The 26,628-nt window shown below is 70.9% G+C and carries 20 protein-coding genes; 12 read left to right on the top strand and 8 right to left on the bottom strand.

The annotated features are described in order from the left end of the window. Nucleotides 1-2: 2 nt before the first annotated feature. Nucleotides 3-533, bottom strand: a complete 531-nt coding sequence (locus ACIQI8_RS13885) for a hypothetical protein (protein ID WP_402348780.1) — start codon at nt 531-533, stop codon at nt 3-5. Nucleotides 534-811: 278 nt separating this feature from the next. Between ACIQI8_RS13885 and nirB the strand changes: the two genes are divergently transcribed. The 4 genes from nirB to ACIQI8_RS13905 all read left to right on the top strand — a co-directional run bounded on the left by nirB (nt 812) and on the right by ACIQI8_RS13905 (nt 5,279). After that, nucleotides 812-3,409, top strand: a complete 2,598-nt coding sequence (gene nirB, locus ACIQI8_RS13890) for a nitrite reductase large subunit NirB (RefSeq protein ID WP_402348783.1) — start codon at nt 812-814, stop codon at nt 3,407-3,409. After that, complete coding sequence (gene nirD, locus ACIQI8_RS13895; protein WP_402348786.1) at nt 3,406-3,756, top strand: nitrite reductase small subunit NirD; 351 nt, start codon at nt 3,406-3,408, stop codon at nt 3,754-3,756. Before nirB ends, nirD begins: the two co-directional genes overlap by 4 nt. Before the next feature lie 68 nt (nt 3,757-3,824). Then, nucleotides 3,825-4,409 (top strand): TetR/AcrR family transcriptional regulator, encoded by a 585-nt coding sequence (locus ACIQI8_RS13900; protein WP_402348789.1) that lies wholly within the window; start codon nt 3,825-3,827, stop codon nt 4,407-4,409. 84 nt (nt 4,410-4,493) lie between these two features. After that, nucleotides 4,494-5,279, top strand: a complete 786-nt coding sequence (locus tag ACIQI8_RS13905; protein WP_402348792.1) for an SDR family NAD(P)-dependent oxidoreductase — start codon at nt 4,494-4,496, stop codon at nt 5,277-5,279. Between the two features lie 120 nt (nt 5,280-5,399). On the opposite strand, the gene ppdK is transcribed toward ACIQI8_RS13905, so the two are convergent. Both ppdK and ACIQI8_RS13915 read right to left on the bottom strand, forming a co-directional pair. Next, nucleotides 5,400-8,120, bottom strand: coding sequence for a pyruvate, phosphate dikinase (gene ppdK / locus ACIQI8_RS13910; protein WP_402348795.1), 2,721 nt, complete (start codon nt 8,118-8,120; stop codon nt 5,400-5,402). Between the two features lie 416 nt (nt 8,121-8,536). Beyond that, nucleotides 8,537-9,760 carry an ROK family protein gene (locus ACIQI8_RS13915; RefSeq protein WP_402348797.1) on the bottom strand — a complete coding sequence of 408 codons (1,224 nt, stop codon included), beginning with the start codon at nt 9,758-9,760 and terminating at the stop codon, nt 8,537-8,539. 120 nt (nt 9,761-9,880) lie between these two features. On the opposite strand from ACIQI8_RS13915, the gene ACIQI8_RS13920 reads away from it, so the two are divergent. The 3 genes from ACIQI8_RS13920 to ACIQI8_RS13930 all read left to right on the top strand — a co-directional run bounded on the left by ACIQI8_RS13920 (nt 9,881) and on the right by ACIQI8_RS13930 (nt 15,227). Then, entirely contained in the window at nt 9,881-11,332 is a 1,452-nt protein-coding gene (locus ACIQI8_RS13920; RefSeq protein WP_402348800.1) for an MGH1-like glycoside hydrolase domain-containing protein, read from the top strand. Further along, on the top strand, nt 11,329-13,266 hold the full coding sequence (locus ACIQI8_RS13925; RefSeq protein WP_402348803.1) for a glycogen debranching N-terminal domain-containing protein: 1,938 nt from the start codon (nt 11,329-11,331) through the stop codon (nt 13,264-13,266). The genes ACIQI8_RS13920 and ACIQI8_RS13925 overlap by 4 nt, the downstream gene beginning before the upstream one ends. 158 nt (nt 13,267-13,424) lie before the next feature. Beyond that, the gene (locus ACIQI8_RS13930; RefSeq protein ID WP_402348805.1) at nt 13,425-15,227 is read left to right on the top strand and encodes a CDP-alcohol phosphatidyltransferase; all 1,803 of its coding nucleotides are present in this window, start codon (nt 13,425-13,427) and stop codon (nt 15,225-15,227) included. Between the two features lie 251 nt (nt 15,228-15,478). Here ACIQI8_RS13930 and dusB read toward each other — a convergent pair whose 3' ends face one another. Then, a complete protein-coding gene (gene dusB, locus ACIQI8_RS13935) occupies nt 15,479-16,621 on the bottom strand; it encodes a tRNA dihydrouridine synthase DusB (RefSeq protein WP_402348808.1) in 1,143 nt (380 codons plus the stop codon). A gap of 97 nt (nt 16,622-16,718) precedes the next feature. On the opposite strand from dusB, the gene ACIQI8_RS13940 reads away from it, so the two are divergent. Continuing rightward, the gene (locus tag ACIQI8_RS13940) at nt 16,719-18,164 is read left to right on the top strand and encodes an MFS transporter (RefSeq protein ID WP_402348811.1); all 1,446 of its coding nucleotides are present in this window, start codon (nt 16,719-16,721) and stop codon (nt 18,162-18,164) included. A 31-nt stretch (nt 18,165-18,195) separates the two neighbouring features. On the opposite strand, the gene ACIQI8_RS13945 is transcribed toward ACIQI8_RS13940, so the two are convergent. After that, on the bottom strand, nt 18,196-19,164 hold the full coding sequence (locus tag ACIQI8_RS13945) for a helix-turn-helix transcriptional regulator (RefSeq protein WP_402348814.1): 969 nt from the start codon (nt 19,162-19,164) through the stop codon (nt 18,196-18,198). 102 nt (nt 19,165-19,266) lie between these two features. Between ACIQI8_RS13945 and ACIQI8_RS13950 the strand changes: the two genes are divergently transcribed. The 3 genes from ACIQI8_RS13950 (at nt 19,267) to ACIQI8_RS13960 (ending at nt 22,288) form a co-directional block, all read left to right on the top strand. Then, entirely contained in the window at nt 19,267-20,691 is a 1,425-nt protein-coding gene (locus tag ACIQI8_RS13950) for an MFS transporter (protein ID WP_402348817.1), read from the top strand. Nucleotides 20,692-20,834: 143 nt separating this feature from the next. Then, nucleotides 20,835-21,041, top strand: a complete 207-nt coding sequence (locus ACIQI8_RS13955; protein WP_123999823.1) for a hypothetical protein — start codon at nt 20,835-20,837, stop codon at nt 21,039-21,041. Nucleotides 21,042-21,139: 98 nt separating this feature from the next. After that, complete coding sequence (locus ACIQI8_RS13960; RefSeq protein ID WP_402348819.1) at nt 21,140-22,288, top strand: serine hydrolase domain-containing protein; 1,149 nt, start codon at nt 21,140-21,142, stop codon at nt 22,286-22,288. A 243-nt stretch (nt 22,289-22,531) separates the two neighbouring features. Here ACIQI8_RS13960 and ACIQI8_RS13965 read toward each other — a convergent pair whose 3' ends face one another. From ACIQI8_RS13965 to ACIQI8_RS13975, 3 genes are read right to left on the bottom strand one after another with little or no spacing between them, the layout of a single operon-like run. After that, on the bottom strand, nt 22,532-23,689 hold the full coding sequence (locus ACIQI8_RS13965; RefSeq protein WP_402348822.1) for an NAD(P)/FAD-dependent oxidoreductase: 1,158 nt from the start codon (nt 23,687-23,689) through the stop codon (nt 22,532-22,534). A gap of 11 nt (nt 23,690-23,700) precedes the next feature. After that, nucleotides 23,701-24,291 carry a TetR family transcriptional regulator gene (locus ACIQI8_RS13970; RefSeq protein ID WP_402348825.1) on the bottom strand — a complete coding sequence of 197 codons (591 nt, stop codon included), beginning with the start codon at nt 24,289-24,291 and terminating at the stop codon, nt 23,701-23,703. Between the two features lie 53 nt (nt 24,292-24,344). Next, on the bottom strand, nt 24,345-25,358 hold the full coding sequence (locus tag ACIQI8_RS13975; protein ID WP_402348828.1) for an aldo/keto reductase: 1,014 nt from the start codon (nt 25,356-25,358) through the stop codon (nt 24,345-24,347). 175 nt (nt 25,359-25,533) lie between these two features. Here ACIQI8_RS13975 and ACIQI8_RS13980 point away from each other — a divergent pair, with 175 nt between their 5' ends. After that, nucleotides 25,534-26,589 carry a chitinase gene (locus tag ACIQI8_RS13980; protein WP_402348831.1) on the top strand — a complete coding sequence of 352 codons (1,056 nt, stop codon included), beginning with the start codon at nt 25,534-25,536 and terminating at the stop codon, nt 26,587-26,589. Nucleotides 26,590-26,628: the final 39 nt, after the last annotated feature.

Here is a 26,628-nt window from a genome sequence, read left to right on the forward strand (position 1 = left end):
ACCTAGGCGAGGAAGCGGTGGGCGAGCCGGAGCTGGAGGGCGGTCAGGCCGCGTCCGATCCACGGCATGAGCAGCAGGAAGCCGATCCCGCCGAGGAGCGCGTGGAACGCCCACGCGCCGGCGAAGGTGGGGCCGCCCCATGCCGCGGAGTAGTCGTCGCCCGCGCGCAGGGGCCAGCCGAGGTTCATGGGGACGATGAGCCAGCCGTAGACGGTGACGAAGAGGGTGAGGAGGTTCAGCGGCAGTGAGACGAGGGCGTGGACGAGCCCGCTCCTGGCTCCGCCGTGCATCTCGCTGAAGGTCCCCTCCGCGTCCTCCCCCAGCACCCGTCGCATCACCCTGCGCTGCCACCGTCCCGCGGGCGCCCCGATCAAGGCGAGCGGGATGCTCGCCAAGCCCACCGGCAGGGCCACCACGCCGTAGGCGAAGCGGCGCCAGGTGCCGGCGGTGAAGGGCTCGCGGAGGATGCGCCGGGCGCGGGTGAGGGTGCGATCAGCGGTGATGTGGGGCGGGATCTCGCGGGTGGTGGTCATGGCATGTCCCCCTGGACCTGAGCTGGTGGAATCGGGCCTGAGCCGGTGGAATCCGACGGATCAAGACTCGCCGCCACCCTGCTCGCGGGCGATGGTGCGAGTACGGAACCCAGGGGTTCGGCCAGCCCCACCCCCGTGCCCCGTGCCCGCCTCACAGCACGCCCCCACCCCACCCCTCGAACCCTCACACCCACCCCCCACCCCCGCTGAGGGCAGCGTTCCTCGTGGGAAACAGGGGGGATGCCACCGGGTAACACCGGCGTCGCAGGCTCCTGGGCATGACCTCGAAGCCGCGTGTGGTGCCCACCATCGTGCTGGTCGGCCATGGCATGGTCGGTCAGCGCTTCCTCGAAGCGCTCGCCGAGCGCGGCCTGACCGCCACGCACCGCGTGGTCGTGCTGTGCGAGGAACCCCGTCCCGCGTACGACCGCGTCCAGCTCACCTCGTACTTCTCGGGCCGCACGCCCGAGGAACTCTCGCTCACGGACGCGGAGTTCATCAGGGATCACGGGATCGAGCTGTACGTCGGCGACCCCGCCGAGACGATCGACCGGGCGGCGCGGACGGTAACGGCCCGCTCCGGAATGACAGTTGAATACGACACCCTCGTCCTGGCCACCGGCTCGTACCCGTTCGTGCCGCCCGTCCCGAACAAGGACGCCGAGGGCTGTTTCGTCTACCGCACGATCGAGGACCTGCTCGCGATCGAGGCGTACGCGAAGTCGAGGGCGACGACCGGTGCGGTGGTCGGCGGCGGTCTGCTGGGCCTGGAGGCCGCGGGCGCGCTGAAGGGGCTCGGACTCGCCAGCCACATCGTGGAGTTCGCGCCGCGCCTGATGCCGGTGCAGGTCGACGAGGGCGGCGGCGCCGCACTCCTGCGCACCATCGAGGACATGGGCCTGACCGTCCACACAGGTGTGGGCACGCAGGAGATCATGACCGACGCGGACGGCGCGGTCACCGGGATGAAGCTCTCGGACGGTTCCGAACTCGCCACGGATCTGGTGGTGTTCAGCGCCGGCGTCCGTCCCCGCGACCAGCTCGCCCGGGACTGCGGTCTGACGGTCGGCGAGCGCGGTGGCATCACGGTCGACGAGCAGTGCCGTACGGTCGCCGACCCGCAGGTGTTCGCGATCGGCGAGTGCGCGCTGGCGGCGGACGGCCGGGTGTACGGCCTGGTGGCGCCCGGTTACGAGCAGGCGGAGACGGTCGCGGCGACCATCGCGCGGGACGAATCGGCGTTCACGGGCGCCGACTTGTCCACCAAGCTGAAGCTGCTCGGCGTGGACGTGGCGTCCTTCGGTGACGCGCACGGCACCGCCGAGGACTGCCTGGACGTCGTGTACTCCGACGCCCGCGCGGGCCTGTACAAGAAGCTGGTCATCGCCCGGGACGGCACGCTGCTCGGCGGCATCCTGATCGGCGACGCGGACGCGTACGGCACCCTGCGCGCGTTCACCGGCTCGGTCCCGCCGGTCGCCCCCGAGTCGCTGGTCCTGCCGGCCGGCGCCGGCGACTCCGTCCAACTGGGCCCGTCCGCGCTGCCGGACGAGGCGATCGTCTGCTCCTGCCACAACGTCTCCAAGGGCGCGATCCGGGGCGCGGTGACGGACCACTCCTGCACGACCGTGCCGGAGGTGAAGAAGTGCACCAAGGCCGGTACGGGCTGCGGCAGTTGCGTCAAGGTGCTCGGCCAGCTCGTCACCGCGGAACTGGAGGCCAGCGGGGTCGAGGTCGACAAGGGCCTGTGCGGCTGCTTCGCGCAGACCCGCGAGGAGCTCTACGAGATCGTCCTCGCCCTGCGCGTCGACTCCTACCAGGATCTGCTCGACCGCTACGGCCGTGAGGGCGCCCGGGGCGGCGACGGCTGCGAGGTCTGCAAGCCGACCGTCGCCTCGATCATCGCCTCCCTCGCCCCGACGATCGGCGCGAGCGGCTATGTCCTGGACGGCGAACAGGCGGCCCTCCAGGACAGCAACGACCACTTCCTCGCCAACCTCCAGAAGAACGGCTCGTATTCGGTCGTACCGCGCATCCCCGGCGGTGAGATCACCCCCGAGAAGCTCATCGTGATCGGCGAGGTGGCCCGGGACTTCGGGCTGTACACGAAGATCACCGGCGGTCAGCGAATCGACCTGTTCGGCGCGCGGGTCGAACAACTCCCGCTGATCTGGGCCCGGTTGGTGGACGCGGGCTTCGAGTCGGGGCACGCCTACGGAAAGGCCCTGCGCACGGTGAAGTCCTGCGTCGGCCGGACCTGGTGCCGCTACGGCGTCCAGGACTCCGTCCGCATGGCGATCGACCTGGAGCTGCGCTACCGGGGCCTGCGCTCCCCGCACAAGCTCAAGTCGGCGGTCTCCGGCTGCGCCCGCGAGTGCGCGGAGGCCCAGTCGAAGGACTTCGGCGTGATCGCCACCGCGAGCGGCTGGAACCTCTACGTCGGCGGCAACGGCGGCGCGACCCCGCGCCACGCGGACCTGCTGGCCCAGGACTTGAGCGACGCCGAGCTGATCCGCCTGATCGACCGTTTCCTGATGTTCTACATCCGCACCGCCGACCGCCTGGAGCGCACGAGCGTGTGGCTGGAGCGGATCCCGGGCGGCCTGGACCACATCCGCGAGGTGGTCGTGGAGGACTCGCTCGGCATCTGCGAGGAGTTGGAGTCGCTGATGGCGGCCCACGTCTCGAACTACGCCGACGAGTGGGCGACCACGATCAACGACCCCGAGAAGCTGGGCCGGTTCGTGTCCTTCGTGAACGCCCCCGACACCCCCGACCCGGTCGTCGGCTTCGTCCCCGAGCGCGACCAGATCAAGCCCGACCTGCCGCTGCTCACCATCGGCCACCGTCCCCTGGAAGGAAGCGCCCAGCGATGACCCTGGCACCCGAGACGACCGACCTGAAGGTCCAACTCCGGCTCGACACCGACTGGTTCGCGATCTGCGACCTCACCGCGCTCACGCCGGGCCGCGGGGTGGCGGCGCTCCTGCCCGACGGCCGCCAGGTGGCCCTGTTCCGCGACCGGAACGGCACGCTGTACGCGATCGACAACCGCGACCCGTTCAACGGCGCGGCGGTCCTCTCCCGCGGCCTGACCGGCACCCACCAGGGCCGCCCGTTCGTCGCGTCCCCCTTGCTGAAGCAGCGGTTCGACCTGCTGAGCGGGCGGTGCCTGGACGACGAGTCGGTGCGGGTGGCCACGTACGAGGTACGGACTGCCTGACGCGCGAGTGATCAAGTTCGCCTGAACCTTTCTTGACCGATCATTCCGCACAGTCCTAGGCTCCCCTCATGGCCAGGACCAAGGAATTCGACCCGGACACCGCGCTCCAGTCCGCCCTGGAGCTGTTCTGGCGGCGCGGCTACGAGGCCACCTCGATGTCCGACCTGGTGGCACACCTGGGCATCGGCCGGGCCAGCCTCTACGCCACCTTCGGCAGCAAGCACGAGCTGTACCTGAAGGCGCTGGACCGCTACGACCGGGCCGGACTCCCGCCGATCGTGCGGGAGTTGTCGCAGCCGGGCCCCGCGCTGCCGGCCGTACGAGCGGTCGTACGGCGGTACGCGTCGGAGGCCGCCGACGACCAACTGCGCCTGAACGGCTGCATGGTGACCAACACGGCGGCCGAACTCGCCCCGCACGACCCGGCCGCGGCCCGACGCGTGGAGCGCAACTGGGACCAGCTGGAGACCGTACTGCACTCGGCACTCGTCCGTGCCCAGGCGCAGGACGAGCTGCCCGCCGACCGCGACCCGCTCACCCTCGCCCGCATGCTGCTGGTGCTGATGCAGGGGCTGCGGGTGGTCGGCAAGGCGTCGGCGGATCCTGCGCGGGTGCGGGACGCGGCGGAACAGGCGCTGCGGTTGCTGGACTGACCCACGCCACCGGGCTCCTCGCCCAGAGGGGTTCGTTCTTTGCGCCCACATAATGAACCGATCGGTCAAGAAACAGGGGAGACCATGACCACCACCCGCCTCACCGGCAGGACAGCCCGCTTCACCGGCCGGACGGCCCTCGTCACCGGCGCCGGCTCAGGTATCGGCCGCGGCATCGCCCTCGCGCTGACCGCCGAGGGAGCGAACGTCGTCGTGGCCGGGCGTCGCCGCGAACCCCTGGACGAGACGGTCCAGTTGATGGAGGCGGCCGGCGGCAAGGCCCTCGCGGTGACTGCCGACGTGTCCCACGCGTCCGACACCGACGCCCTGGTCCGCGCCGCCGTCGACCACTTCGGCTCCCTCGACGTGGCCGTCAACAACGCGGGCGTCTTCCGGGGCGGCCCGCTGGCCGACCTGTCCGAGGAGGACTGGCAGGCCCAGCTCGACGCCAACGTCACCGGCATGTTCCTGGCACTTAGGGCTGAGATCCGGCAGATGCGGACCCAGCCGTCCGGCGGCGCGATCGTGAACATCGCCTCCGTCTTCGGCGCCCACGCCCGCCGCCCCGGCACCGCCGCCTACTCCGCCACCAAGGCCGCCGTCTCCGTCCTCACCAGGGGCGCGGCTCTCGATCACATCGGCGAGGGCGTCCGCATCAACGCGGTCAGCCCCGGTGCCGTGGAGACCCCCATGTCCCTGCGCCCGGGCGAGGACGCGGCCGCCCGCGCCGAACGCGCCGCGGCCACCCTCCCCCTCGGCCGCATCTCGACCACGGCGGAAATCGCCGCCGCCGTCCTCTACCTGGCCTCGGACGACGCCTCCTCGGTCGTCGGCACGGACCTGGTGGTGGACAGCGGGGCGACTGCCTGAACGACCGGAGGGGCGGCACCCCCGCACAGGGTCCCGCCCCTCCTTCGTGATCCGGAACCGCCGCCCATCGGTTGAGGGTCGGGGACAGGCGACGGCTCCGGCGTTCAGTGGCCGTAGGACCTAGCGGTGATCACTCCCCGTCGACTGCGTGGCCGCCCGCCCCGCCTCCAGCCGCGCCACCGGGATGCGGAACGGCGAGCAGGAGACGTAGTCGAGGCCGACCTCGTGGAAGAAGTGGACCGACTCGGGGTCGCCGCCGTGTTCGCCGCAGACGCCGAGCTTGAGGTCGGGGCGGGTGGCGCGGCCGGCCTCCACGGCGGACCTGACCAGGGAGCCGACGCCGTCGCGGTCGATCGTCTCGAAGGGGGAGACGCCGAAGATGCCCTTCTCCAGGTAGGCGGTGAAGAAGCTCGCCTCGACGTCGTCGCGGCTGAAGCCCCACACCGTCTGGGTGAGGTCGTTCGTGCCGAAGGAGAAGAACTCCGCCGCCTCCGCGATCTGGCCCGCCGTCAGCGCGGCCCGCGGCAGTTCGATCATCGTGCCGATCGACAGCTTCAGGTCGGTGCCCGTCGCCGCCTCGACCTCGGCGATGACCTGGTCGGCCTCCTCGCGGACGATCTCCAGCTCCTGGACGGTGCCGACGAGCGGGATCATGACCTCGGCGCGCGGGTCGCCCTTGGCGTTCTTGCGCTCGGCGGCGGCCTCGGCGATCGCGCGGACCTGCATGGTGAACAGGCCCGGGATGACCAGTCCGAGACGCACACCGCGCAGTCCCAGCATCGGGTTCTGCTCGTGCAGGCGGTGGACCGCCTGGAGCAGCCGCAGTTCGTTCTCGTGCGGGTCCTTGCGGGACTCGGCCAAGGCCACCCGCACCGACAACTCCGTGATGTCCGGCAGGAATTCGTGCAGCGGCGGGTCCAGGAGCCGGACCGTCACCGGGAGGCCGTCCATCGCGGAGAACAGCTCGACGAAGTCCTGCTTCTGCAGCGGGAGCAGCTGCTTGAGGGACTCCTCGCGCTCCTCGTCCGTGTCGGCCAGGATCAGCCGCTCCACCAGCTCGCGCCGGTCGCCCAGGAACATGTGCTCGGTACGGCACAGGCCGATGCCCTGCGCCCCGAAGCGCCGCGCGCGCAGCGCGTCCTCGGCGTTGTCCGCGTTGGCGCGCACGCGGAGTCGGCGCTTGCGGTCGGCGAAGGCCATGATCCGGTGCACGGCCTCGACCAGTTCGTCGGCGTCGTTGGCACCGGCGTGCATCCGCCCCTCGAAGTACTCCACGACCGGGGACGGGACCACCGGCACCTCACCGAGGTACACCTTGCCGCTCGACCCGTCGATCGAGATCAGGTCGCCCTCCTCGACCACCTGCCCGCCCGGCACCGTCATCCGGCGCCGCTTGGTGTCGACCTCCAGCTCCTCCGCGCCGCAGACACAGGTCTTGCCCATGCCGCGCGCGACGACGGCCGCGTGGGAGGTCTTGCCGCCGCGCGAGGTGAGGATGCCCTCGGCCGCGATCATGCCGTCCAGGTCGTCGGGGTTGGTCTCACGGCGGACCAGGATGACCTTCTCGCCCGAGCGGGACCACTTGACCGCCGTATACGAATCGAAGACCGCCTTGCCGACGGCCGCGCCCGGCGAGGCCGCGATGCCCCGGCCGACCTGCGCGGCTTTCGCGTGCTCGTCGAAGCGCGGGAACATCAGCTGGGCGAGCTGGGCGCCGGTGACCCGCTGGAGGGCCTCGGTCTCGTCGATCAGGCCCTGGTCGACGAGCTGGGTGGCGATCCGGAAGGCCGCGCCCGCCGTGCGCTTGCCGACGCGCGTCTGGAGCATCCACAACTGCCCGCGCTCGATGGTGAACTCGATGTCGCAGAGGTCCTTGTAGTGGTTCTCCAGCGTCTTCATGATCTGCATCAGCTGGTCGTACGAGGTCTTGTCGATCGTCTCCAGCTCCGCGAGCGGGACGGTGTTGCGGATGCCCGCGACCACGTCCTCGCCCTGCGCGTTCTGGAGGTAGTCGCCGTAGACGCCCTGGTGGCCGCTGGCGGGGTCGCGGGTGAAGGCGACGCCGGTGCCGGAGTCGGGGCCGAGGTTGCCGAAGACCATGGAGCAGACGTTGACCGCGGTGCCGAGGTCGCCGGGGATGCGCTCCTGGCGGCGGTAGAGCTTGGCGCGGTCGGTGTTCCAGGAGTCGAAGACCGCGTGGATGGCGAGGTCCATCTGCTCGCGCGGGTCCTGCGGGAAGTCCCGGCCCGCCTCCTTCTTGACGATCTTCTTGAAGGCGGTGACCAGCTTCTTCAGGTCCGCGGCCTCCAGCTCGGTGTCGACCGCGACCTTCTTGGTCTCCTTGGCCTTCTCCAGCGCCTCCTCGAAGAGGTCGCCGTCGACGCCGAGGACGGTCTTGCCGAACATCTGGATGAGGCGGCGGTAGGAGTCCCACGCGAAGCGGTCGTCGCCGGCCTGCTTGGCCAGACCCTGCACGGACTTGTCGGAGAGTCCGATGTTCAGGACGGTGTCCATCATGCCGGGCATGGAGAACTTCGCGCCGGACCGCACGGACACCAGCAGCGGGTCGTCCGCCTGGCCGAGCCGCTTCCCCATCCGTGCTTCGAGGGCGTCGAGGTGCGCACTTACCTCGTCACGCAGTGCCGCCGGCTCCTCCCCGCTGTCGAGATAGACCTTGCAGGCGTCCGTCGTGATGGTGAACCCGGGGGGAACGGGGAGACCGAGGTTGGTCATCTCGGCGAGGTTCGCGCCCTTGCCACCCAGCAGGTCCTTGAGGTCCTTGTTTCCCTCGGTGAAGTCGTAAACGAACTTCGCTACGTGGGGATCTTTGTTTTCCGACACGGGTCTCGACTCCTCGGGACGCGGGTGGCTGCCCTGACAGCCAGGAACTTACCCAGATCGAAGGCGTCTGGGTACGTCCACTTGCGCGTCATGCGCCTGTAACCGGTCGTCCGCCACCGGATCGAAAGTCAAAGCTTGGCAAGCGCAGAGCAGCTGATGTTTTCACTTCTTGAACGGATCACCGTCCGAACACCGACAATTCCGCTCACATGAGCGGCCCACGGCACGCCTGATTTCGATCGATGAACGATCAAGGGGTGGCACTGAGTGCCACCCCTTGGAGAAGTGCAGCCGAGCCAAGATCCGCTCATCCGAGCGCCAGCCCTATCAAAGGTGGCGAGAATCACGCTGCCACAGCCGCCGGGATTTCACCATGCGGACGCTTCTCGGGGCGGAAACCCACCCGTCACACGCCCTCAGACCCCCAGCGCGCGCAACCGCTCCTCCACCCGCTCCGGCGCGTAGAGATGCTCCACGACCAGCGCACCCGCCCCCACCAGCCCGGCCCGCTCACCGAGCCGCGAGGTGACGATCTCCAGCCGGGCCGTCGAGCGGGACAGCGCCCGCTGGTACAGCAGCTCGCGCACACCCGTGAGGAAGGGAGTTCCGGCCAGATCCCCGGCGATCATCAGCACGCCCGGATTCAGCAGCGTCACCACGGTGGCGAGTACGTCACCCACCTGCCGCCCGGCCTCCCGTGCGAGGCCCACGGCCTCCGGGTGCCCGGAGGCCAGCAGTTCCCGCACATCCGAGCCGGACGAGGCCTCGATCCCGGTCTCCGTCAGCCGTCGGGCCACGGCCCAGCCGCTGGCGACGGCGGCGAGACAGCCGTAGGACCCGCACCGGCACAGCGCCTCGGCGCCCACCCGGATGTGCCCGATGTCGCCGGCGCCGCCGTCGATGCCCCGGAAGACGGAGCCGTCCACGACGACTCCGGCGCCGATGCCGGTGGAGACCTTGACCAGGACGAAGGCCGAGCAGTCCGGGTATCCGGTGCGCTGTTCGCCGTACGCCATGAGGTTCGCGTCGTTGTCGACGAGCACGGGGACGCTGGCCGGTCCGCCGGTGTGCTCGGCGAAGGCGCGGGACAGCCGCCCTCTTATGTCGTAACCGTCCCAGCCCGGCATGATCGGTGGCTGCACGACAAGGCCGGTCTCGCTGTCGACGGGCCCCGGCACCGCGAGCCCGATGCCGCAGACCGACCGCGCGGGCCGGTCCGCCTTGTCCAGCAGCTCGGCGAACCAGCCGCCGAGCGCGCCGAGGACCGCGTCCGGACCGTCCTCGACGACCAGGGTCCCGGCCCTCTCGGCGAGGATCTCGCCGGTCAGGGTGAGCAGGGCGGCGCGGGCGTGGCGGGTGTCGAGGTCGGCGGCGAGGACGACGGCGTGCTCGTCGTCGAACTCCAGGGTGATGGAGGGGCGTCCGCCCAGCGGCGAGTCGACCGGGCCGCCGGCGCCCTCGCGCAGCCAGCCCGCGCGGAAGAGCCGGTCCAGGCGCTGGCCGACAGTGGCGCGGGAGAGCCCGGTGGCCTGCTGGAGGGCACCGCGGGTGGTCGCCCGCCCGCTCCGCACCAGTTCGAGCAGATCGCCGGCGCGAGCTTGACCCCGATGCTGACCCCGAATCCGGTCCCGAGCAGTCATGCGCACCCCCTTGTGTTTCTCAACCCTGCATTACATATTGAGTTTTGCGTGTTAAATAGACGTAACCCTACGGTAGCCAAGACCGAACCGGTCTGCCGAACGTCTTTCGGGGAGCCCCGAGTGGATCGCACTGCCCAACTCACCGTCCGCCCCACCGAGGGCACGCTTGTATACGATCCGCACGATCCGCCCCCGATGCCGGATTCGCTGCACCGCAGGGCCGCACGGGTGCTGGAAGCGAACTGGACGGGCACGTCCACGGTCCCCTCGCGCGGCCTGTATCCGCACCAGTGGTCGTGGGACTCGGCGTTCATCGCGATCGGCCTGCGGCACCTGTCGCCGTTACGGGCCCAGACGGAGCTGGAGACGCTGCTGAGCGCCCAGTGGGCGGACGGGCGTGTCCCGCACATCGTCTTCAACCCCTCCGTCCCGCTCGACGCGTACTTCCCGAGCCCCGACTTCTGGCGCTCCTCGACCGCGGGCCACGCGGCGGGCGCCCCGCGCACCGTACAGACCTCCGGCATCGTGCAGCCACCGGTCCACGCGCTGGCCGCGTGGCTGGTGCACAGCGCGGACCCGGGCCTGTCCCGCGCGCGTGGCTTCCTCGCCGGGGTGTACCCCCGACTGGCCGCCTGGCACCGCTACTTGCTGCACCGCCGGGACCTGGGCGGCGGCGGACTCGCCTCCGTGGTCCATCCCTGGGAACAGGGTATGGACAACAGCCCTTGCTGGGACGCCCCCTTGGCCCGCGTCACGCCGGCCCCGGCCCGCTCCTTCCGCCGCGCGGACCTCGACCACGGCGCCGCCGAGGACCGCCCGACGGACCTGGACTACGGCCGGTACGTGCGCCTGGCGACGGACTACCGGGACGGGGGGTACGCGGATGGCGGCGGCCGATTCGCCGTCGAGGACCCGGCGTTCAACGCCCTGCTCATCGCGTCGGAGCACGCCCTGGCCAGGATCGCCCGCGAGCTGGGCGCCACGGGCACGGCCCGCCACGCACGCGCGGAACGCCTGACGACGGCACTGGTGGACCGCCTGTGGGACCCGGCGAGCGGGATGTTCCTGTGCCGGGACCTGCGCACCGGGGACCGTGAGGGCACCCTGATCCCGGAGCGCAGCGTCTCCGGCCTGATCCCCCTCCTCCTGCCCGGCCTCCCGCGGAACACCGTCGCCGCCCTCCTCCGGACGCTCCGCGGCCCGCACTTCGGCCTCGGCGACAGCACCCGCCTCACCCCCAGCTACGACCTCCTGGGCGAGGCCTTCGACCCGCACCGCTACTGGCGCGGGCCGGCGTGGTTCAACACCAACTGGCTGCTGGAGAGCGGCCTGCGGGTGCACGGCGAAGCGGCGGCGGCCGACTCGCTCCGGGAGGCGCTCCTGCACACCGCCGCCGACACGGACTTCGCGGAGTACGTCGACCCGTACACCGGCGAGGCCTGCGGAGCGCTCGGCTTCGGCTGGACCGCCGCGCTCACGCTCGATCTGCTCCATTCGCGCCCGGGAGACGGCGTGTCCTCCACGGGCATCGGCACGTTCGGGATGAGGGACAAGGGAGGGGAACGGGGATGACGGACCGGCATCATCTGCTCGTGCACGGCGGGACGTTCGCGGCCGTGGGCGACGGCGGGGACATCAGCGGCGTCCGAGGGGCCGGTTCCCCGGACGGACTGTTCGTGCGCGACGCGAGGCACCTGAGCCGTTGGCAACTGACGGTCGACGGCGCGGTCCCGGAGTCGCTCACGCCGGTCGCGGACGGGGACACGGCACGCTGTGTCCTCGTCCCGCGAGGCGGGCGCCAGGAGCCGCCCAAGTGCACGCTCTTCCGCGAACAGGCAGTGGGCGACGGCGCGTTCGTCGAATCCCTGAGGGTGACCAGCAACCACCCCTCCCCCACCACGGTCCGTCTCGCGATGACCGTGGACGCCGACTTCACCGACCAGTTCGAGCTGCGCTCCGACCACCGCACCTACACCAAGATCGGCGCCACCCGCTCCCGCCAAGTCCTCGACGACGGCGTGGAGTTCAGCTACCAGCGCGGCGAGTGGCGCTCGTGTACGACGGTGACGGCGGAGCCGGCCCCGGACGGCGTGGAGGAGACGGGCACCGGCGCCCGCCGCCTGGTCTGGACCCTGGAACTGGCCCCGCACGGCACCACCGAGCTGACGTTACGGGTGATGGCCCGCCCGCACGGAGACAAGCGGGCCAGGCGCGTACCCGCGTCCCCGGCCGCGATGAACGAACAACTCCTGGCCCTGGAGGGCGAGTTCGTGGAGGGCGTGCCCTTCCCGACCGGCTGGCCGGAGCTGGCGGCGGCCTGTGCGCGCGGCCTCGCCGACCTGGCCTCGCTCCAGGTCCAGGCGACGGGCCCGGACGGTGAGGAACTGCGCGTCCCGGCCGCCGGAGCCCCCTGGTTCCTGACCCTCCTGGGCCGGGACGCCCTTCTCACGTCCCTCTTCACCCTCCCCTACCGTCCCCAACTCGCCGCGGCCACGCTCCCCGCGCTGGCGGCGACGCAGGCGACGGAGACAGGTCCGACCTCGGTGTCCCAGCCCGGGAAGATCGTGCACGAGGTACGGCACGGGGAGCTGGCGCACTTCGGCCAGGTGCCGTACGGCCGCTACTACGGCTCGGTCGACGCGACCCCGCTCTTCCTGGTCCTCCTGGGCGCGTACGTCGAACAGACAGGTGACGCGGACCTGGCCCGCCGCCTGGAGCCGCACGCGCGCGCGGCGATCGGCTGGATGCTGGACCACGGCGGCCTCACCTCACGCGGCTACCTCGTCTACCGCGCGGACCAGGGCGGCCTGGCGAACCAGAACTGGAAGGACTCCCCCGGCGCGATCTGCTCCGCGGACGGGACGCGGGCGAGCGGGCCGGTGATGGCGGCCGGCGCGCAGGGATACGCGTACGACGCGCTGCGCCGCACGGCGTGGGTCGCGCGGACGGTGTGGGGCGACGAGACGTACGCGGCGCTGCTGGAGCAGGCGGCGGGCGATCTCCGGGACCGTTTCCAACGGGACTTCTGGATGCGGGACCTCAACTTCCCCGCGCTCGCGCTGGACGGGGAGGGGCGGCAGGTGAACGCCCTTGCCTCGGACGCGGGTCACCTTCTGTGGTCCGGGCTGCTGGACAAGGAGTACGGGGAGGCCGTGGGGCGGCGGCTGGTGGAACCGGACTTCTTCTCGGGGTGGGGAGTTCGGACGCTGGCGTCCGGGCAGGCGGCGTATCACCCGCTGTCGTACCACCGCGGGTCGGTGTGGCCGCACGACAACGCGTTGATCACGTTGGGGTTGGCGCGGTACGGGTTGCATGACGAGGCGCGGTCGGTGGCGCATGCGCTGGTGGACGCGGCGACGGCGACGGGGCATCGGCTGCCGGAGGTGTTGGCGGGGTATGGCCGGGACACGCATTCGGAGCCGGTGCCGTATCCGCATGCGTGTGTGCGGGAGTCTCGGTCGGCGGCGGCGCCGCTTGCGCTGCTGACGGCGGTCGGTGGCGCCTGAGGGGTGGGGTGGCTGGGGGTGGGGGGCGGCTGCCGGCCGGTGGGGGCTGGTCGCGCAGTTCCCCGCGCCCCTAAAAGCGCCTCTCCGTACCGTTGACCGGGCATTTGCCCGGTGTTTGCCTGCCTCCGTGAACACCGCCCGACAGCGCACCGTACGAGATGGCATCAAAGGTCTCGCACGGAAGGAACCCTCGGGTGCCTGTCTTCACGCGCCTCAGTCAGCAGCAGGACACGTCACCCGAGGTCGAGGGCGCGGGCGAGCCGGAGGCCGGCGCCCCTGAGCCGAAGGGGCTGCGGGCCCGGCTCGCCGTTCTTCGTGAACGACACCCCGCGGCCGTACGCGCGGTCCGCTGGACGATCACGATCCTCTGCGCCGTGCTCGTCCTCGGGGCCCTGCTGCTGCCGAACCGGATGAGCGCGCTGCAGGTGGACCGGTTCACGCGGATTCCGGTGGAGGCGATTCTCGGCGCGGCCGTGGCGCTCGCGCTGCCGCGTCGGCCGCGGGTGATCGTGGCCGCTCTGTCCGGGGTCCTGCTGGGCGCGATGACGATCGTGAACCTGCTGGACATGGGCTTCCTGGAGTACCTGGGCCGGGGCTTCAACCTGGTCCTGGACTGGGAGTTGCTGCCGGACGCGCAGGCGTACATCCAGGACTCGATGGGCAAGGCCGTGGCGGTCGGCGCGAGCATCGGCGCGGTCGTCCTGATCGTCGTGCTGCTCACCGTGATGGCGCTGGCGATGGTCCGGCTCAGCAACCTGCTCTCCCGCCACAAGCAGGTCGCGACCCGGGCGACCCTCATAGCCACCGTCGCCTGGGTGCTCTGCTCAGCGCTGAGCCTTCAGCTCTCCGGCATGCCCATCGCCTCCGACCGGCAGGCGAAGGCCCTGAGCATCCAGGTGCGGCGGGTGCAGGACACGCTGCGGGACGAGGCGGAGTTCCAGAAGGTGGCGAAGGTCGACGCGTTCGGGAACACGCCGCCCTCCCAGCTCGTGCCCGACCTGCGCGGCAAGGACATGATCTTCACCTTCATCGAGAGCTACGGCCGCAGCGCGATCGAGGACCCGATCATGGCGCCGGGCGTGGACAAGACCCTCGACGTGAGCACCAAGGCGCTCGCCAAGGCCGGCTTCCACGCGAAGAGCGGGTGGCTGACCTCGGCGACGTACGGCGGCAGCAGCTGGCTCGGCCACTCGACCACGATGTCGGGCCTGTGGATCGACAACCAGCAGCGCTACCGCACGGTGATGGCGAGCGACCACCTCAGCCTCACCAAGGCATTCCAGAAGACGGGCGACTGGGACACGGTCGGGATCATGCCGGGCGTGCAGAAGGCGTGGCCCGAGCAGAGCTACTACGGCCTCGACTCGGTCCGCAACGCCTTCCAACTGGGCTACAAGGGGCCGAAGTTCAGCTGGTCCACGATGCCGGACCAGTACGCCCTGGAGGCGTACCAGAAGCTGGAGCACAGCAAGAAGCGGGACAAGCCGCTGATGTCGGAGATCATCCTGACCTCCAGCCACCAGCCGTGGGCGCCGATCCCGAAGATGGTCGACTGGGACAAGCTCGGCGACGGCACGGTCTTCAACGCGATCCAGAAGGCCGGCAACAAGGCCTCGGACGTCATCACCAACCCCACCAAGTCCCGCGAGGAGTACGGCAAGTCGGTCCAGTACTCGGTGACCGCGCTCACCCAGTGGATGGAGCGCTACGGCGACGAGAACACCGTCCTGGTCTTCCTCGGCGACCACCAGCCCATCGCCCGCGTCAGCGGCGACCACGCCAGCCGTGACGTCCCGATCTCCATCGTCGCCAAGGACCCGAAGGTCCTCGACAAGATCGCCGACTGGAACTGGTCCGACGGCCTGCGCCCGGCCCACAACGCCCCCGTCTGGAAGATGAGCGCGTTCCGGGACAAGTTCCTTACGGCATACGGCTCCACGCCCCACCCGAAGAAGAGCTGACCGACATCCACTCCCCGCACCAGGGGGCTCCGCCCCCTGGACCCCCATCGGCCCTGAAGGGGCCTCGCCCTCAAACGCCGGACGGGCTAAAAAGATCAAGCCCAGGCCGACGACAACTCAGCCCCTTGTGGGTCCCCCTGGGGGGTGAGGAGCGGGGGGCCGGGGGTCGCCCCCCCCGGGAACGGGGTCGAAGGGGCAGAGCCCCTGGAGGATGGGACGGGTAGGGGCGGCGGGGCGAGGAAAACCCGCCACTACCCCCCGGACGTGTCCAGCTCCGCGTCCTCGCTCAACCCCGCGCAGTCGTACGGGTCCTTCAGCCAACCATCCGGCAGCACGACCCGGTTGTTCCCCGACGTACGCCCGCGCGGCCCGTCCGCGCCGGTCGGCCAGGCCTGATCGAGCTCCAACTCGTCCAGCCCGGCCCGCAGTTCGGCCAAGGACGACGTGACAGCCAGCCGCTTGCGCATCTCGCTGCCGACCGCGAACCCCTTCAGGTACCAGGCGACATGCTTACGGAAGTCGATGACGCCCCGCGCCTCGTCCCCGATCCACTCACCGAGCAAGGTCGCGTGACGGACCATCACATCGGCGACGACGCGCAACGACGGCCGCGCCACATCATCCGGCCGCCCCTCGAACCCGGCCACCAGATCCGCGAACAGCCAAGGCCGGCCCAGGCATCCACGCCCGACGACAACACCGTCGACGCCCGTCTCGCGCACCATCCGCAGCGCGTCCTCGGCCGACCAGATGTCTCCGTTACCGAGCACGGGGATCTCCGGCACATGCTCCTTCAGCCGGGCGATCGCCTCCCAGTCGGCCGTACCGCCGTAGTGCTGAGCGGCCGTACGCCCGTGCAGCGCGATCGCCGTGACACCCTCCTCCACCGCGATCCGCCCCGCGTCGAGGTAGGTGATGTGATCGTCGTCGATCCCCTTGCGCATCTTCATCGTCACCGGCAGCTCCCCGGCCCCGGACACCGCCTCGCGCAGGATCGCCCGCAGCAGGTTCCGCTTGTACGGAAGCGCCGACCCGCCACCCTTGCGCGTCACCTTCGGCACCGGGCACCCGAAGTTCAGGTCGATGTGATCGGCGAGCCCTTCCTCGGCGATCATCCGCACCGCCTTGCCCACCGTCGCCGGATCGACGCCGTACAGCTGGATCGAGCGAGGCGTCTCCGTCGCGTCGAAACGGATCAGCTGCATCGTCTTCTCGTTGCGCTCGACCAGCGCCCGAGTAGTGATCATCTCGCTGACGAACAGCCCCTTGCCCCCGGAGAACTCCCTGCACAGCGTGCGGAAGGGCGCGTTGGTGATCCCGGCCATGGGAGCCAGGACGACGGGCGGCTGGACAATGTGCGGCCCGATCATCAGGGGCGCGGCGGTCGTGGACATTGCCCCATTGTCCCGCACACCGAAGCACGGCCCGCCCCAAGATCTTGTACCGGTCATTAGTTAGACACACTATCGACACGGGCGTACGATGGAACGCATGCCCGAGCTCAGCCCCCGCCGCCGCATGCTGGTGCTCGCGATCTGCTGCATGAGCCTGCTGATCGTGAGCCTCGACGTCACCATCCTGAACGTCGCCCTCCCGTCGATGCAGGACGAGTTGCACGCGAGTACCGCCGGCCTCCAGTGGACGATCGACGCGTACACCCTGGTCCTGGCCTCGCTGCTGATGCTGGCGGGGTCGACTGCGGACCGGATCGGCCGCAAACGCGTGTTCATGGTGGGCCTGGTGGTCTTCAGCCTCGGCTCGCTGCTCTGCTCCCTCGCCCCGAACCTCGACGCACTGATCGCCTTCCGCATGATCCAGGCGATCGGCGGCTCGATGCTCAACCCGGTGGCGATGTCGATCATCACCAACACGTTCACCGACCCGCGGGAGCGCGCGAAGGCGATCGGCGTATGGGGCGCGGTCGTCGGCATCTCGATGGCGGCGGGCCCGCTGATCGGCGGCGTCCTGGTGGACTCCATCGGCTGGCGCTCGATCTTCTGGACCAACCTCCCGGTGGGCCTCGTGGCCCTGCTGCTCACCCTTCGCTACGTGCCCGAGTCCCGCGCCCCCAAGGCCCGCCGCCCGGACCCGGTCGGCCAGTTCCTGGTCATCGCCCTGTTCGGCTCGCTGACGTACGCGATCATCGAGGCGCCGACCTCCGGCGCGGCCACCGTCCTCCCCTTCGCGGCGATCGCCCTGGCCGCGCTGCTCGGACTCCTCTGGTACGAACCCCGCCGCGACGAACCCCTCATCGACCTGCGCTTCTTCCGCTCGGCCCCGTTCAGCGGCGCCACCGTGATCGCGATCGGCGCGTTCGCGGCGCTGGGTGGCTTCCTGTTCCTGTCGACGCTGTACCTGCAGAACGTGCGCGGCCTGAGCGCCCTGCACGCCGGACTGTGGATGCTGCCGATGGCGGTGCCGATGTTCCTGTGCGCGCCGGTGTCCGGGCGGTTGGTCGGCAGCCGGGGGCCGCGGCTCTCGCTGCTGATCGCGGGGACGGCGATGACGGTGAGCGCGGTGATGTTCGCCGCGTTCGACGCGGAGACCTCGAACGTCACGCTCTTCATCGGCTACGCCGTCTTCGGCATCGGCTTCGGTTTCGTGAACGCGCCGATCACCAACACGGCGGTGTCGGGGATGCCGAGGGCCCAGGCCGGCGTGGCCGCGGCGGTCGCCTCCACCAGCCGCCAGCTCGGACAGACGCTGGGCGTCGCGGTGATCGGCGCGGTGCTGGCGTCGGGGATCGACGCGTCGTCGTACAGGACCACGTTCGTGTCGGCCTCGGTGCCGGGGTGGTGGATCCTCGTCGGCTGCGGGCTCACCGTGCTCGGACTCGGGGTGCTGACCAGCGGGCGCTGGGCGCGGGGCACCGCGGAGCGGACGGCGGACCAGCTGAAGTCGGTCGAACTGCACGAGGCGGCGAAGGTCAGCGCGTAGCCAGTGCACGTCAGCGCGCGTCGGCGCGTAGTCAGCGCACCGCCGCCGCCTTCCCTCCAGCCCGCTCCTCCGCCGTCCTCCCAGCGCGCTGCTCCGCCTTCTCCACCGCGATCTCGTGCAGCCGCTCCAGCCGCCGCCTCGACTCCTCGTCCGCCGGCAGGTAGGTGACCATGCGCGGGCCGACCTGCGGGCCGAGCCACAGGTCGGTGTGGTCGACGGTGACGCGGCCGACGTAGCGGTTGCGGAACTCCTTGCGCTTGCCGCGGTGTTCGACGATCTCGTGCCGCTCCCAGGCCTCGCGGAAGTCCTCGGACTCGGCGCGCAGCCGCTTGAGGAGGGTCTTCCAGGTGGGCTCCGCGAGGTGGCCCGCCATCGAGGCGCGGAAGCGGGCGGCCATCGTGCGCTGGGCGTCCGCGAGGTGCACGATCGAGGACTGCCACTCCGGGTTGGTGTAGGAGAGGATCATGCAGTTGCGGTCCTCGGCGGGCACCTCCTCCAGGTCGCACAGGAGCAGGCCGTAGGTGCGGTTGTAGGCGAGGATGTCGTACCGGCTGTTCTGCACGGAGGCCGGGATCGGCTCCAACTGGTCGAGGACGGCCCGCAGGCTCGGGGTGATCGACGCGCAGGACGTGGCCGGTGTCGGGTCCACCGCCCCGGCCAGCTGGAAGACGTGGGCCCGCTCGCTCGGGTCGAGCAGCAGGGTGCGGGCCAGGGCGTCCAGGACCTGCACGGAGACCTGGATGTCCCGGGCCTGTTCGAGCCATGTGTACCAGGTGACGCCGACCGCGGAGAGGTGGGCGACCTCCTCGCGCCGCAGTCCGGGCGTGCGGCGGCGGGAGCCGCGGGGCAGCCCGACCTGCTCCGGGGTGATGTGTTCGCGCCGGTGACGCAGGAACGCGGCGAGCTCGTGCCGGCGGATCGCCGACACGGCCGCGCCCTGCGGCGGGGCGGTGACGTCGAGTGCCGGCTCCTGAGCCTTCTCCTGGGCCATGGTCGTCATACGCTCCAGCGTGCCGCACCCCGGACCCTGTTGCCAGGTGGTTCCGCTACCAGGATAAGAAGACTCTGGTACCACTCTGCGCGCGGGCGCAAGCTCGTCACCATGACCGAAACCGTCACTTCACACCGGACCGAGACGCCCGCGCCGCCTGCGCTGGGCGCCCTCGGTCTGTTCACGGTGCTGCTGGCCGCGGCACTGCCGCTCATCGACTTCTTCATCGTCAACGTCGCCCTGCCCACCATCGGCAAGGACCTCTCGGCGAGCGAGGCCGTCCTCGAACTCGTCGTCGCCGGCTACGGAGTCTCGTACGCCGTCCTCCTGGTCCTCGGCGGCCGGCTCGGCGACCTGTTCGGGCGTCGCCGGCTCTTCCTGGGCGGGATGGCCGCGTTCGGCGTGACCTCGCTGGCCTGCGGGCTCGCGCCGACCGCGTGGACGCTGGTGGCGGCGCGGATCGCGCAGGGCGCGGCGTCCGCGGCGATGCTCCCGCAGGTCCTCGCCACCATCCAGGCCGCGACGCACGGCCCGCGCCGCGCCAAGGCGATGGGCCTGTACGGCGCGACCGCCGGCCTCGCCATGGTGGCGGGCCAGATCCTCGGCGGGGTCCTGGTCGCCGCCGACATCGCCGGCACCGGCTGGCGCGCGGTGTTCCTGGTGAACGTGCCGGTCGTCGTCCTCGGCCTGGTCCTGGCCGTGAAGGTCGTACCGGAGACGCGTTCCCAGCACCCCGAACCGGTGGACGTGCCCGGCACGTTCCTGCTCGCCGCGTCCCTGCTGGCGCTGCTGGTGCCGCTGACCGAGGGGCGGGCGGCGGGCTGGCCGCTGTGGACGTGGCTGTCGCTGGCCGCGTTCCCGGGGATCGTGTCCGCGTTCTACGCGGTGGAGCGCAGGGCGGACCGGCAGGGGCGTACGCCGCTGGTGCCGCCGAGTCTGCTGGCGCTGACCTCGCTGCGGCGCGGGCTGGTGATGATCCTGCCGTTCGCGATCGGCTTCAGCGGGTTCATGTTCGTGATCGCGGTGGCGTTGCAGCGCGGGGCGGGACTCGGCCCGGTCGCCGCGGGGCTGGCGCTGGTGCCGCTGGCGGTTACCTTCTTCTTCGCGTCGCTCGCCGGGCCGCGGCTGGTGACCCGGTACGGCACGCGGGTCGTGACGGCCGGTTCCGTCGTCCAGGCGGTGGGCCTGGGCCTGATCGTGCTGGCCGCGTGGCGCTCCTGGCCGCATCTCGGCTTCGTCGAACTGCTTCCCGGTGCGGCGGTCGCGGGCGCGGGTCAGGCGCTCCAACTGCCCATCATCTTCCGGATCATCCTGTCCGAGGTGCCGGCGGCCCGGGCCGGTGTGGGGGCCGGCGTGATGGTCACCACCCAGCAGTCCGCGCTGGCGCTCGGTGTGGCCACGCTCGGCACGCTCTTCCTGTCGCTGATTCCGGGCATGGGTATGCGAGACGCCCTGGTGACAACGCTGTTGGTGCAGTTGGTGGGGGTGGTGCTGACCGGCCTGCTCAGCCTGCGTCTGCCGCGCGCGATCGGCTGACATCCGCACGGCACGGACGATTCGCCGGGTGCCACCGCGGCTGTCATGTTCACAGCTTGGACAACTCGGCGTGAATTGCGCCCCGTTGATGTTGATATTGCTGCACACTCCTTGCCGGAGACTCCTGAGCGGAGGCGAGGCGCATGTTGCAGATCAACACGAGCAAAGTGAGCCGCTGGGACCAGCACGGGCGGGAACACATCGTCCGCGTGCAGCGCAAAGGCGCGCAACGCACGATCAAGTGCGACACCTGCGGCTGGAAGAAGAGCGCGCAGTTCCTGCCCTGGCTGAAGGCGGAGGAGCACCTGGCCGAGGCGCACCAGGCGACGGTGGACCCGTCCGACGACTGAGCGGGGGCGGACCGGTGCTCGGAACGGCGATGAGTTCGCGAGGCGAGGAGAGTCGTATCCCGTAGCCGATACGACTCCCCGGACCGGAAGGCCGACCGATGAGCTCTCTCCACGACACCCTGCGGCGACGCGTCGACGACGGCACCGTGCCGGGGGCGGTGGGCCTGGTGGCCCGCGGCGACGACGTCGAGGTGGTGGCCGTCGGCTCCGTCGACGTCGAAGGCACCGCCCCGATGGCCCGCGACTCGATCTTCCGGATCGCCTCGGTCAGCAAGCCGGTCACGGCGGCGGCGGTCCTTGCCCTGGTGCAGGACGGACGGCTCGCGCTGGACACCCCGGTGGCGGAGTGGCTGCCGGAGCTGGCGAAGCCGACGGTGGTCCGCACGCCTTCCTCGCCGGTCGAGGACGTGGTCCCGGCGGAGCGTCCGATCACGGTCGAGGACCTGCTGAGCTTCCGGGCCGGCTGGGGCTTCCCGGACGACTTCTCGCTGCCGGCCGTCCAGACGCTGCTCGCGTTCCAGCAGGACGGCCGCGCTCCCTACCTCCAGCCCGGTCCCGACGAGTGGCTCGCCGCCCTGTCCCGGATCCCGATGGTGCGCCAGCCGGGCGCCGCGTGGCTCTACAACACCTGCTCGGACCTGCAGGGCGTCCTGGTCGCCCGCGCCTCGGGCTCGTCCTTCCCCGACTTCCTGGCGGAGCGGTTCTTCGGACCGCTGGGCATGACCGACACGGCGTTCACGGTCCCCGAATCGAAGCGGGCCCGCTTCACCACCGCCTACGCCCCCGACGAGGAGGGCACCCTGAACCAGTCGGACACCCCCGACGGCGGCTTCAGCCGGCCCCCGGCCTTCCCCTCGGGCGCAGGCGGCCTGGTCTCGACGGCCGACGACCTCCTGGCCTTCGGCCGCATGCTCGCCAACGACGGCGCCGCCCCGGACGGCACCCCGGTCCTCTCCCCCACCTCCGTGAGCCGCATGACCACCAACCACCTCACCGCGGCCCAGCGCGACGCCTCGACGCTGTTCCTGGAGGGCCAGGGCTGGGGCTACGGCGGCCAGGTCGACGTCACCCCCGTCGACCCCTGGAACGTCCCCGGCCGCTACGGCTGGGTGGGCGGCACAGGCACGGCGGCCCACGTGATCCCCCCGACGGGCACGGTGACGATCCTGCTGACCCAGGTGGCGATGACCAGCCCGGTGCCGCCTGCGCTGATGCGGGAGTTCTGGGAGTGCGCGGTGAAGGGGTAGGGGCGGTCCGGCCGATCATGCCGGCGGCGCGGTCCCTGGCACGCACTCGTGCGAGGCCGGTTCCGGGTGGTCGGCCGCGCTGACCGGCCGGTGCGGGCAGCGGCCACCCGGCGGACGTGCCGGGCCTCCCCCAGGGCATCGCGCATGCCCTCCGCCGAGTGCGCGTCCGGGCCGATGCCGAGCGTCTGCGCGTCCGCGCCGATGCCGAGCGTGACCTGCCTGTCGCCGAGGCCCGGACAGCCCCTAGTCGGCGAACCGCTCCGGCCGGAAGTCCGCCAGCGACTCGTCCCTCTCCCCGCTCAGGATCTCCGCGGCGAGCAGCCGCCCGAGCACCGGTCCGAGCGTGATGCCGCTGTGGGAGACGGCCTCGTAATAGCCCGGCACCGTCGGCACCGCTCCCACCGAGGGGAATCCGTCGGCCGGGATGGGCCGGAAGGCCACCCGGGTCCGGGTGACGCGGGAGTCGGCGAGTGCGGGAACGACCTGCCGTACCGATGCGTGCAGCAGCCCGGCGAGTTCCGCGGGATCCTCCTCGCCGGTGCCGATGAGCGCGTCGATCTCACGGCTGTGCAGGACCATCGATCCGTCTCCGTCGGGGCGGATCTCGATGTGGGGCGCGTGCATGGCCCGGTGGATCGGGACCGGGTCGCAGTCGATCCGGGTGACGACACCCGGTTCCCGGCGCATCGGCAGCTCGCGTGCGACGAGCTCGGCGATGCGGGGGGCGTCGGGGCCCGCCGCGTTCACTACGGCGTCGACCGCGAGAACGGTCCCGTCGGACAGCGCCACGCTCCGGACGCTCCCGTCGGCACCGGTCCCGATGCCACGGACCTCGGTGCCCGACCTCAACTCGGCGCCCGTGGCGACCGCTTGGCCGACCAGGCGGCCGACGAGACGACGTCCGTGCACCCAGGCCTCGTCGGGGTAGAGCAGGACGGGAACGTCGTCGGGCAGCGCGAGGGCGGGTTCGAGGCGGCGGCGCACCTCGGCTCCCGTGGACAGTTCGACCCGGTAGCCCCAACTGGCCAGCAGTTCCGCCGTTTTCAGGAACTGCGCCTCCGCCGCCGGGTCGTCCGCCCAGCGCAGGTGGCCGCCGGGATACCACCAGGTGTCCGGCCCGATGGTCGCCGCGAGTTCGCGGTGCGCGGCCATGCCGGCGACGTTCAGGTCGTAATAGGACCTGCGCACGGTCTTGTTGCTGGCGTTGACCCATGAGAAGGACCAGTCGGTGACGCCTTCGCCCGGCCGGCCCGCGTCGACGAGGACCACCTGGGCACCCTGCCGGGACAGGTTCCAGCCCACGCAGGCTCCGAGGACACCCACTCCGATGACGGCGACGCGTCGGGGCCGCCCCATGGACCCGCTTTCCATGGACTCGATTTCCATGGACTCGATTTCCATGGATCCGATTGTCAGCCCCGCAGCCCCCGCACCAACAGCTCCACGACCGCCTCGAACTCCGCCTGCGCGCCCGGCTGTTCCCACTCCTTGGCGTAACCCGGGTCGTGGAAGCGGCCCGTGGCCTGGAAGACGGCGGTGGCGGCGGTGAGGGGGTCGGCGGTGGTGAACGCGCCGGTGTCCATGCCCGCCTGGATGATCCGGGTCAACTGCTCGGTCAGTTCGGCGAGATGGTCGCTGACGACTCCGCCGTACTCGGTCACGAGCACGCTGTACGTGGCGAACAGCTCGGGATCGGCGCTCGCCTTGCGCCGCTTGGCCGCGAACAGCCCCGCGAGCCAGTCGCGCAGCCGGGCCTCGGGGTCCCGGTCGGTCTCGTCGACTATCCCGGACAGCGCCTCGGCCGTCCGGTCCAGCCACCGCTTGGTCACCGCCTCCCGCAGCGCGACCTTCGTACGGAAGTGCCGGTAGACGCTGCCGTGGCTGACGCCGAGCGCGCGGGCCACGTCCACCACGGTGGCCTTGGCGGGGCCGTGGCGGCGCAGCACCTCCTCGGTCGCTTCGAGGATGCGCTCGGCGGTCAGGGCCTGGGTGGTCGGTGCCATGGCCTAGACGGTACCCGCAGGCAGAATCACCTGTTCGGTACCCGCGGTCGGGGTCATTGCTCGGTGCCCAGGTGCGCCATCTGCACGGCCGGGTAGCGGGTGCCCGCCGCCGCGCCCGCCGGCACCGCCTCCTCGATCGCCGCCAGGTCCGCCGGCTCCAGCGTGACGTCCAGCGCGCCCAGCGACTCGGTCAGCCGCTCGCGGGTGCGGGCGCCGACCAGCGGCACGATGTCCTCGCCGCGCGAGAGGACCCAGGCGATGGCGATCTGCGCGACCGTCACGCCCTTCTGCTCGGCGATCTTGCGCAGCGCCTCGACGAGTTCGAGGTTGTGCCGGAGGTTGTCGCCCTGGAAGCGGGGCGAGAAGGCACGGAAGTCCGTCGCGCCGAGCTGCCGGTCCTGGGTGAAGTGGCCGGAGATCAGACCGCGCGAGAGCACGCCGTACGCGGTGATGCCGATGCCCAGCTCGCGGGTGGTCGGCAGGATCTCCCGCTCGATGTCACGGGTGATGATCGCGTACTCGATCTGCAGGTCGGAGATGGGCGCGGTGGCCGCGGCCCGCCGGATGACGTCCGCGCTCGCCTCGCTGAGGCCGATGTGGCGGACGTGCCCCTTCTCGACCAGCTCCGCGATCGCGCCGACGGTCTCCTCGATCGGCACGTCCGGGTCGACCCGGGCGATGCGGTAGACGTCGATGTGGTCGACGCCGAGGCGCTGGAGGGAGTAGGCGGCGAAGTTCCGCACAGCGGCGGGCCGGCCGTCGTAGCCGTTCCAGCCGCCGTCGGGGTCGCGCAGGCCGCCGAACTTGACGCTGGTGAGGGCCTGTTCGCGCAGGGCCGTGGGGGCGGTGCGCAGGGCTTCGCCGATCAGCATCTCGTTGTGGCCCATGGCGTAGAAGTCGCCGGTGTCCAGGAGCGTCACGCCCGCTTCGAGGGCCGCGTGGATGGTGGCGATGGACTCGCCGCGGTCCGCTTCGCCGTACAGCGCGGACATCCCCATGCAGCCGAGGCCGAGGGCGGAGACGCGGGGACCGGTGGTGCCGAGGGTTCGGGTCTGGATCGTCGTCATGCGGTCCACCATGACATGACAGCTGACAAATTTCAATATCTGTCATTCCAACATCTGTCAGCACGTCTCATGAATTGGTCCATACCTATTGACGGGAGGTCTGGACCACGCGCACTGTCGAGCCAGCACTGTCATGCCTACGACACCTCACCGCACCCCCACCGGGAGGATCCGCATGCTCCGCCGCACGCTGCGCCTGCTCGCCGCCGGCCTCACCACGGCCGCTCTCCTCGTCCCCCTCTCGATCGCCACCGCCCCCGCCGCGTCGGCGGCCGACACCTGCGCCGTGAAATCCCGCCCGGCCGGCAAGGTCCTCCAGGGCTACTGGGAGAACTGGGACGGCTCCGCCAACGGCGTCCACCCGCCCTTCGGCTGGACCCCGATCACCAACTCCGCGATCGCCGGCCACGGTTACAACGTGATCAACGCGGCCTTCCCGGTCATCCGTTCCGACGGAACGGCCCTGTGGGAGGACGGCATGGACGCGGGTGTGAAGGTGGCGACCCCGGCGGAGATGTGCGCGGCGAAGGCCTCCGGCCAGACGATCCTGATGTCGATCGGCGGCGCGGCGGCGGGCATCGACCTCAGCTCGACCACCGTGGCCAACAAGTTCGTCTCGACGATCGTCCCGATCCTGAAGAAGTACAACTTCGACGGCATCGACATCGACATCGAGACGGGCCTGGTCGGCAGCGGAAACATCAGCCAACTCTCCACGTCCCAGGCCAACTTGATCCGAATCATCGACGGCATCCTGGCCCAGATGCCGGCCAACTTCGGCCTGACGATGGCCCCGGAGACCGCCTACGTCACCGGCGGCAGCATCACGTACGGCTCGATCTGGGGCGCGTACCTGCCGATCGTCAAGAAGTACGCCGACAACGGCCGCCTGTGGTGGCTCAACATGCAGTACTACAACGGCAGCATGTACGGCTGCTCCGGCGACTCCTACTCGGCCGGCACCGTCGCGGGCTTCACCGCCCAGACCGACTGCCTCAACAAGGGCCTGGTCGTGCAGGGTACGACGATCAAGGTCCCGTACGACAAGCAGGTCCCGGGTCTGCCGGCCCAGTCCGGCGCGGGCGGCGGCTACATGTCACCGACCCTGGTCTCCCAGGCCTGGCGCCACTACGGCACCTCGCTCAAGGGCCTGATGACCTGGTCGATCAACTGGGACGGCTCGAAGAACTGGACGTTCGGCGACAACGTGAAGTCGCTGCAAGGACGTTGAGACCCCATGCGAAAGGCCGGACGAGCCGCTCGGCTCGTC

The sequence above is a fragment of the Streptomyces sp. NPDC092369 genome (assembly GCF_044755245.1).
GTDB lineage: Bacteria > Actinomycetota > Actinomycetes > Streptomycetales > Streptomycetaceae > Streptomyces.

Coding starts and splice junctions, on each gene's coding strand:
- ACIQI8_RS13885 (WP_402348780.1), bottom strand. CDS start 533: ATGACCACCACCCGCGAGATCCCGCCCCACATCACCGCTGATCGCACC.
- nirB (WP_402348783.1), top strand. CDS start 812: ATGACCTCGAAGCCGCGTGTGGTGCCCACCATCGTGCTGGTCGGCCAT.
- nirD (WP_402348786.1), top strand. CDS start 3,406: ATGACCCTGGCACCCGAGACGACCGACCTGAAGGTCCAACTCCGGCTC.
- ACIQI8_RS13900 (WP_402348789.1), top strand. CDS start 3,825: ATGGCCAGGACCAAGGAATTCGACCCGGACACCGCGCTCCAGTCCGCC.
- ACIQI8_RS13905 (WP_402348792.1), top strand. CDS start 4,494: ATGACCACCACCCGCCTCACCGGCAGGACAGCCCGCTTCACCGGCCGG.
- ACIQI8_RS13915 (WP_402348797.1), bottom strand. CDS start 9,760: ATGACTGCTCGGGACCGGATTCGGGGTCAGCATCGGGGTCAAGCTCGC.
- ACIQI8_RS13925 (WP_402348803.1), top strand. CDS start 11,329: ATGACGGACCGGCATCATCTGCTCGTGCACGGCGGGACGTTCGCGGCC.
- ACIQI8_RS13930 (WP_402348805.1), top strand. CDS start 13,425: ATGGCATCAAAGGTCTCGCACGGAAGGAACCCTCGGGTGCCTGTCTTC.
- dusB (WP_402348808.1), bottom strand. CDS start 16,621: ATGTCCACGACCGCCGCGCCCCTGATGATCGGGCCGCACATTGTCCAG.
- ACIQI8_RS13940 (WP_402348811.1), top strand. CDS start 16,719: ATGCCCGAGCTCAGCCCCCGCCGCCGCATGCTGGTGCTCGCGATCTGC.
- ACIQI8_RS13945 (WP_402348814.1), bottom strand. CDS start 19,164: ATGACGACCATGGCCCAGGAGAAGGCTCAGGAGCCGGCACTCGACGTC.
- ACIQI8_RS13950 (WP_402348817.1), top strand. CDS start 19,267: ATGACCGAAACCGTCACTTCACACCGGACCGAGACGCCCGCGCCGCCT.
- ACIQI8_RS13955 (WP_123999823.1), top strand. CDS start 20,835: ATGTTGCAGATCAACACGAGCAAAGTGAGCCGCTGGGACCAGCACGGG.
- ACIQI8_RS13960 (WP_402348819.1), top strand. CDS start 21,140: ATGAGCTCTCTCCACGACACCCTGCGGCGACGCGTCGACGACGGCACC.
- ACIQI8_RS13965 (WP_402348822.1), bottom strand. CDS start 23,689: ATGGAAATCGAGTCCATGGAAATCGAGTCCATGGAAAGCGGGTCCATG.
- ACIQI8_RS13970 (WP_402348825.1), bottom strand. CDS start 24,291: ATGGCACCGACCACCCAGGCCCTGACCGCCGAGCGCATCCTCGAAGCG.
- ACIQI8_RS13975 (WP_402348828.1), bottom strand. CDS start 25,358: ATGACGACGATCCAGACCCGAACCCTCGGCACCACCGGTCCCCGCGTC.
- ACIQI8_RS13980 (WP_402348831.1), top strand. CDS start 25,534: ATGCTCCGCCGCACGCTGCGCCTGCTCGCCGCCGGCCTCACCACGGCC.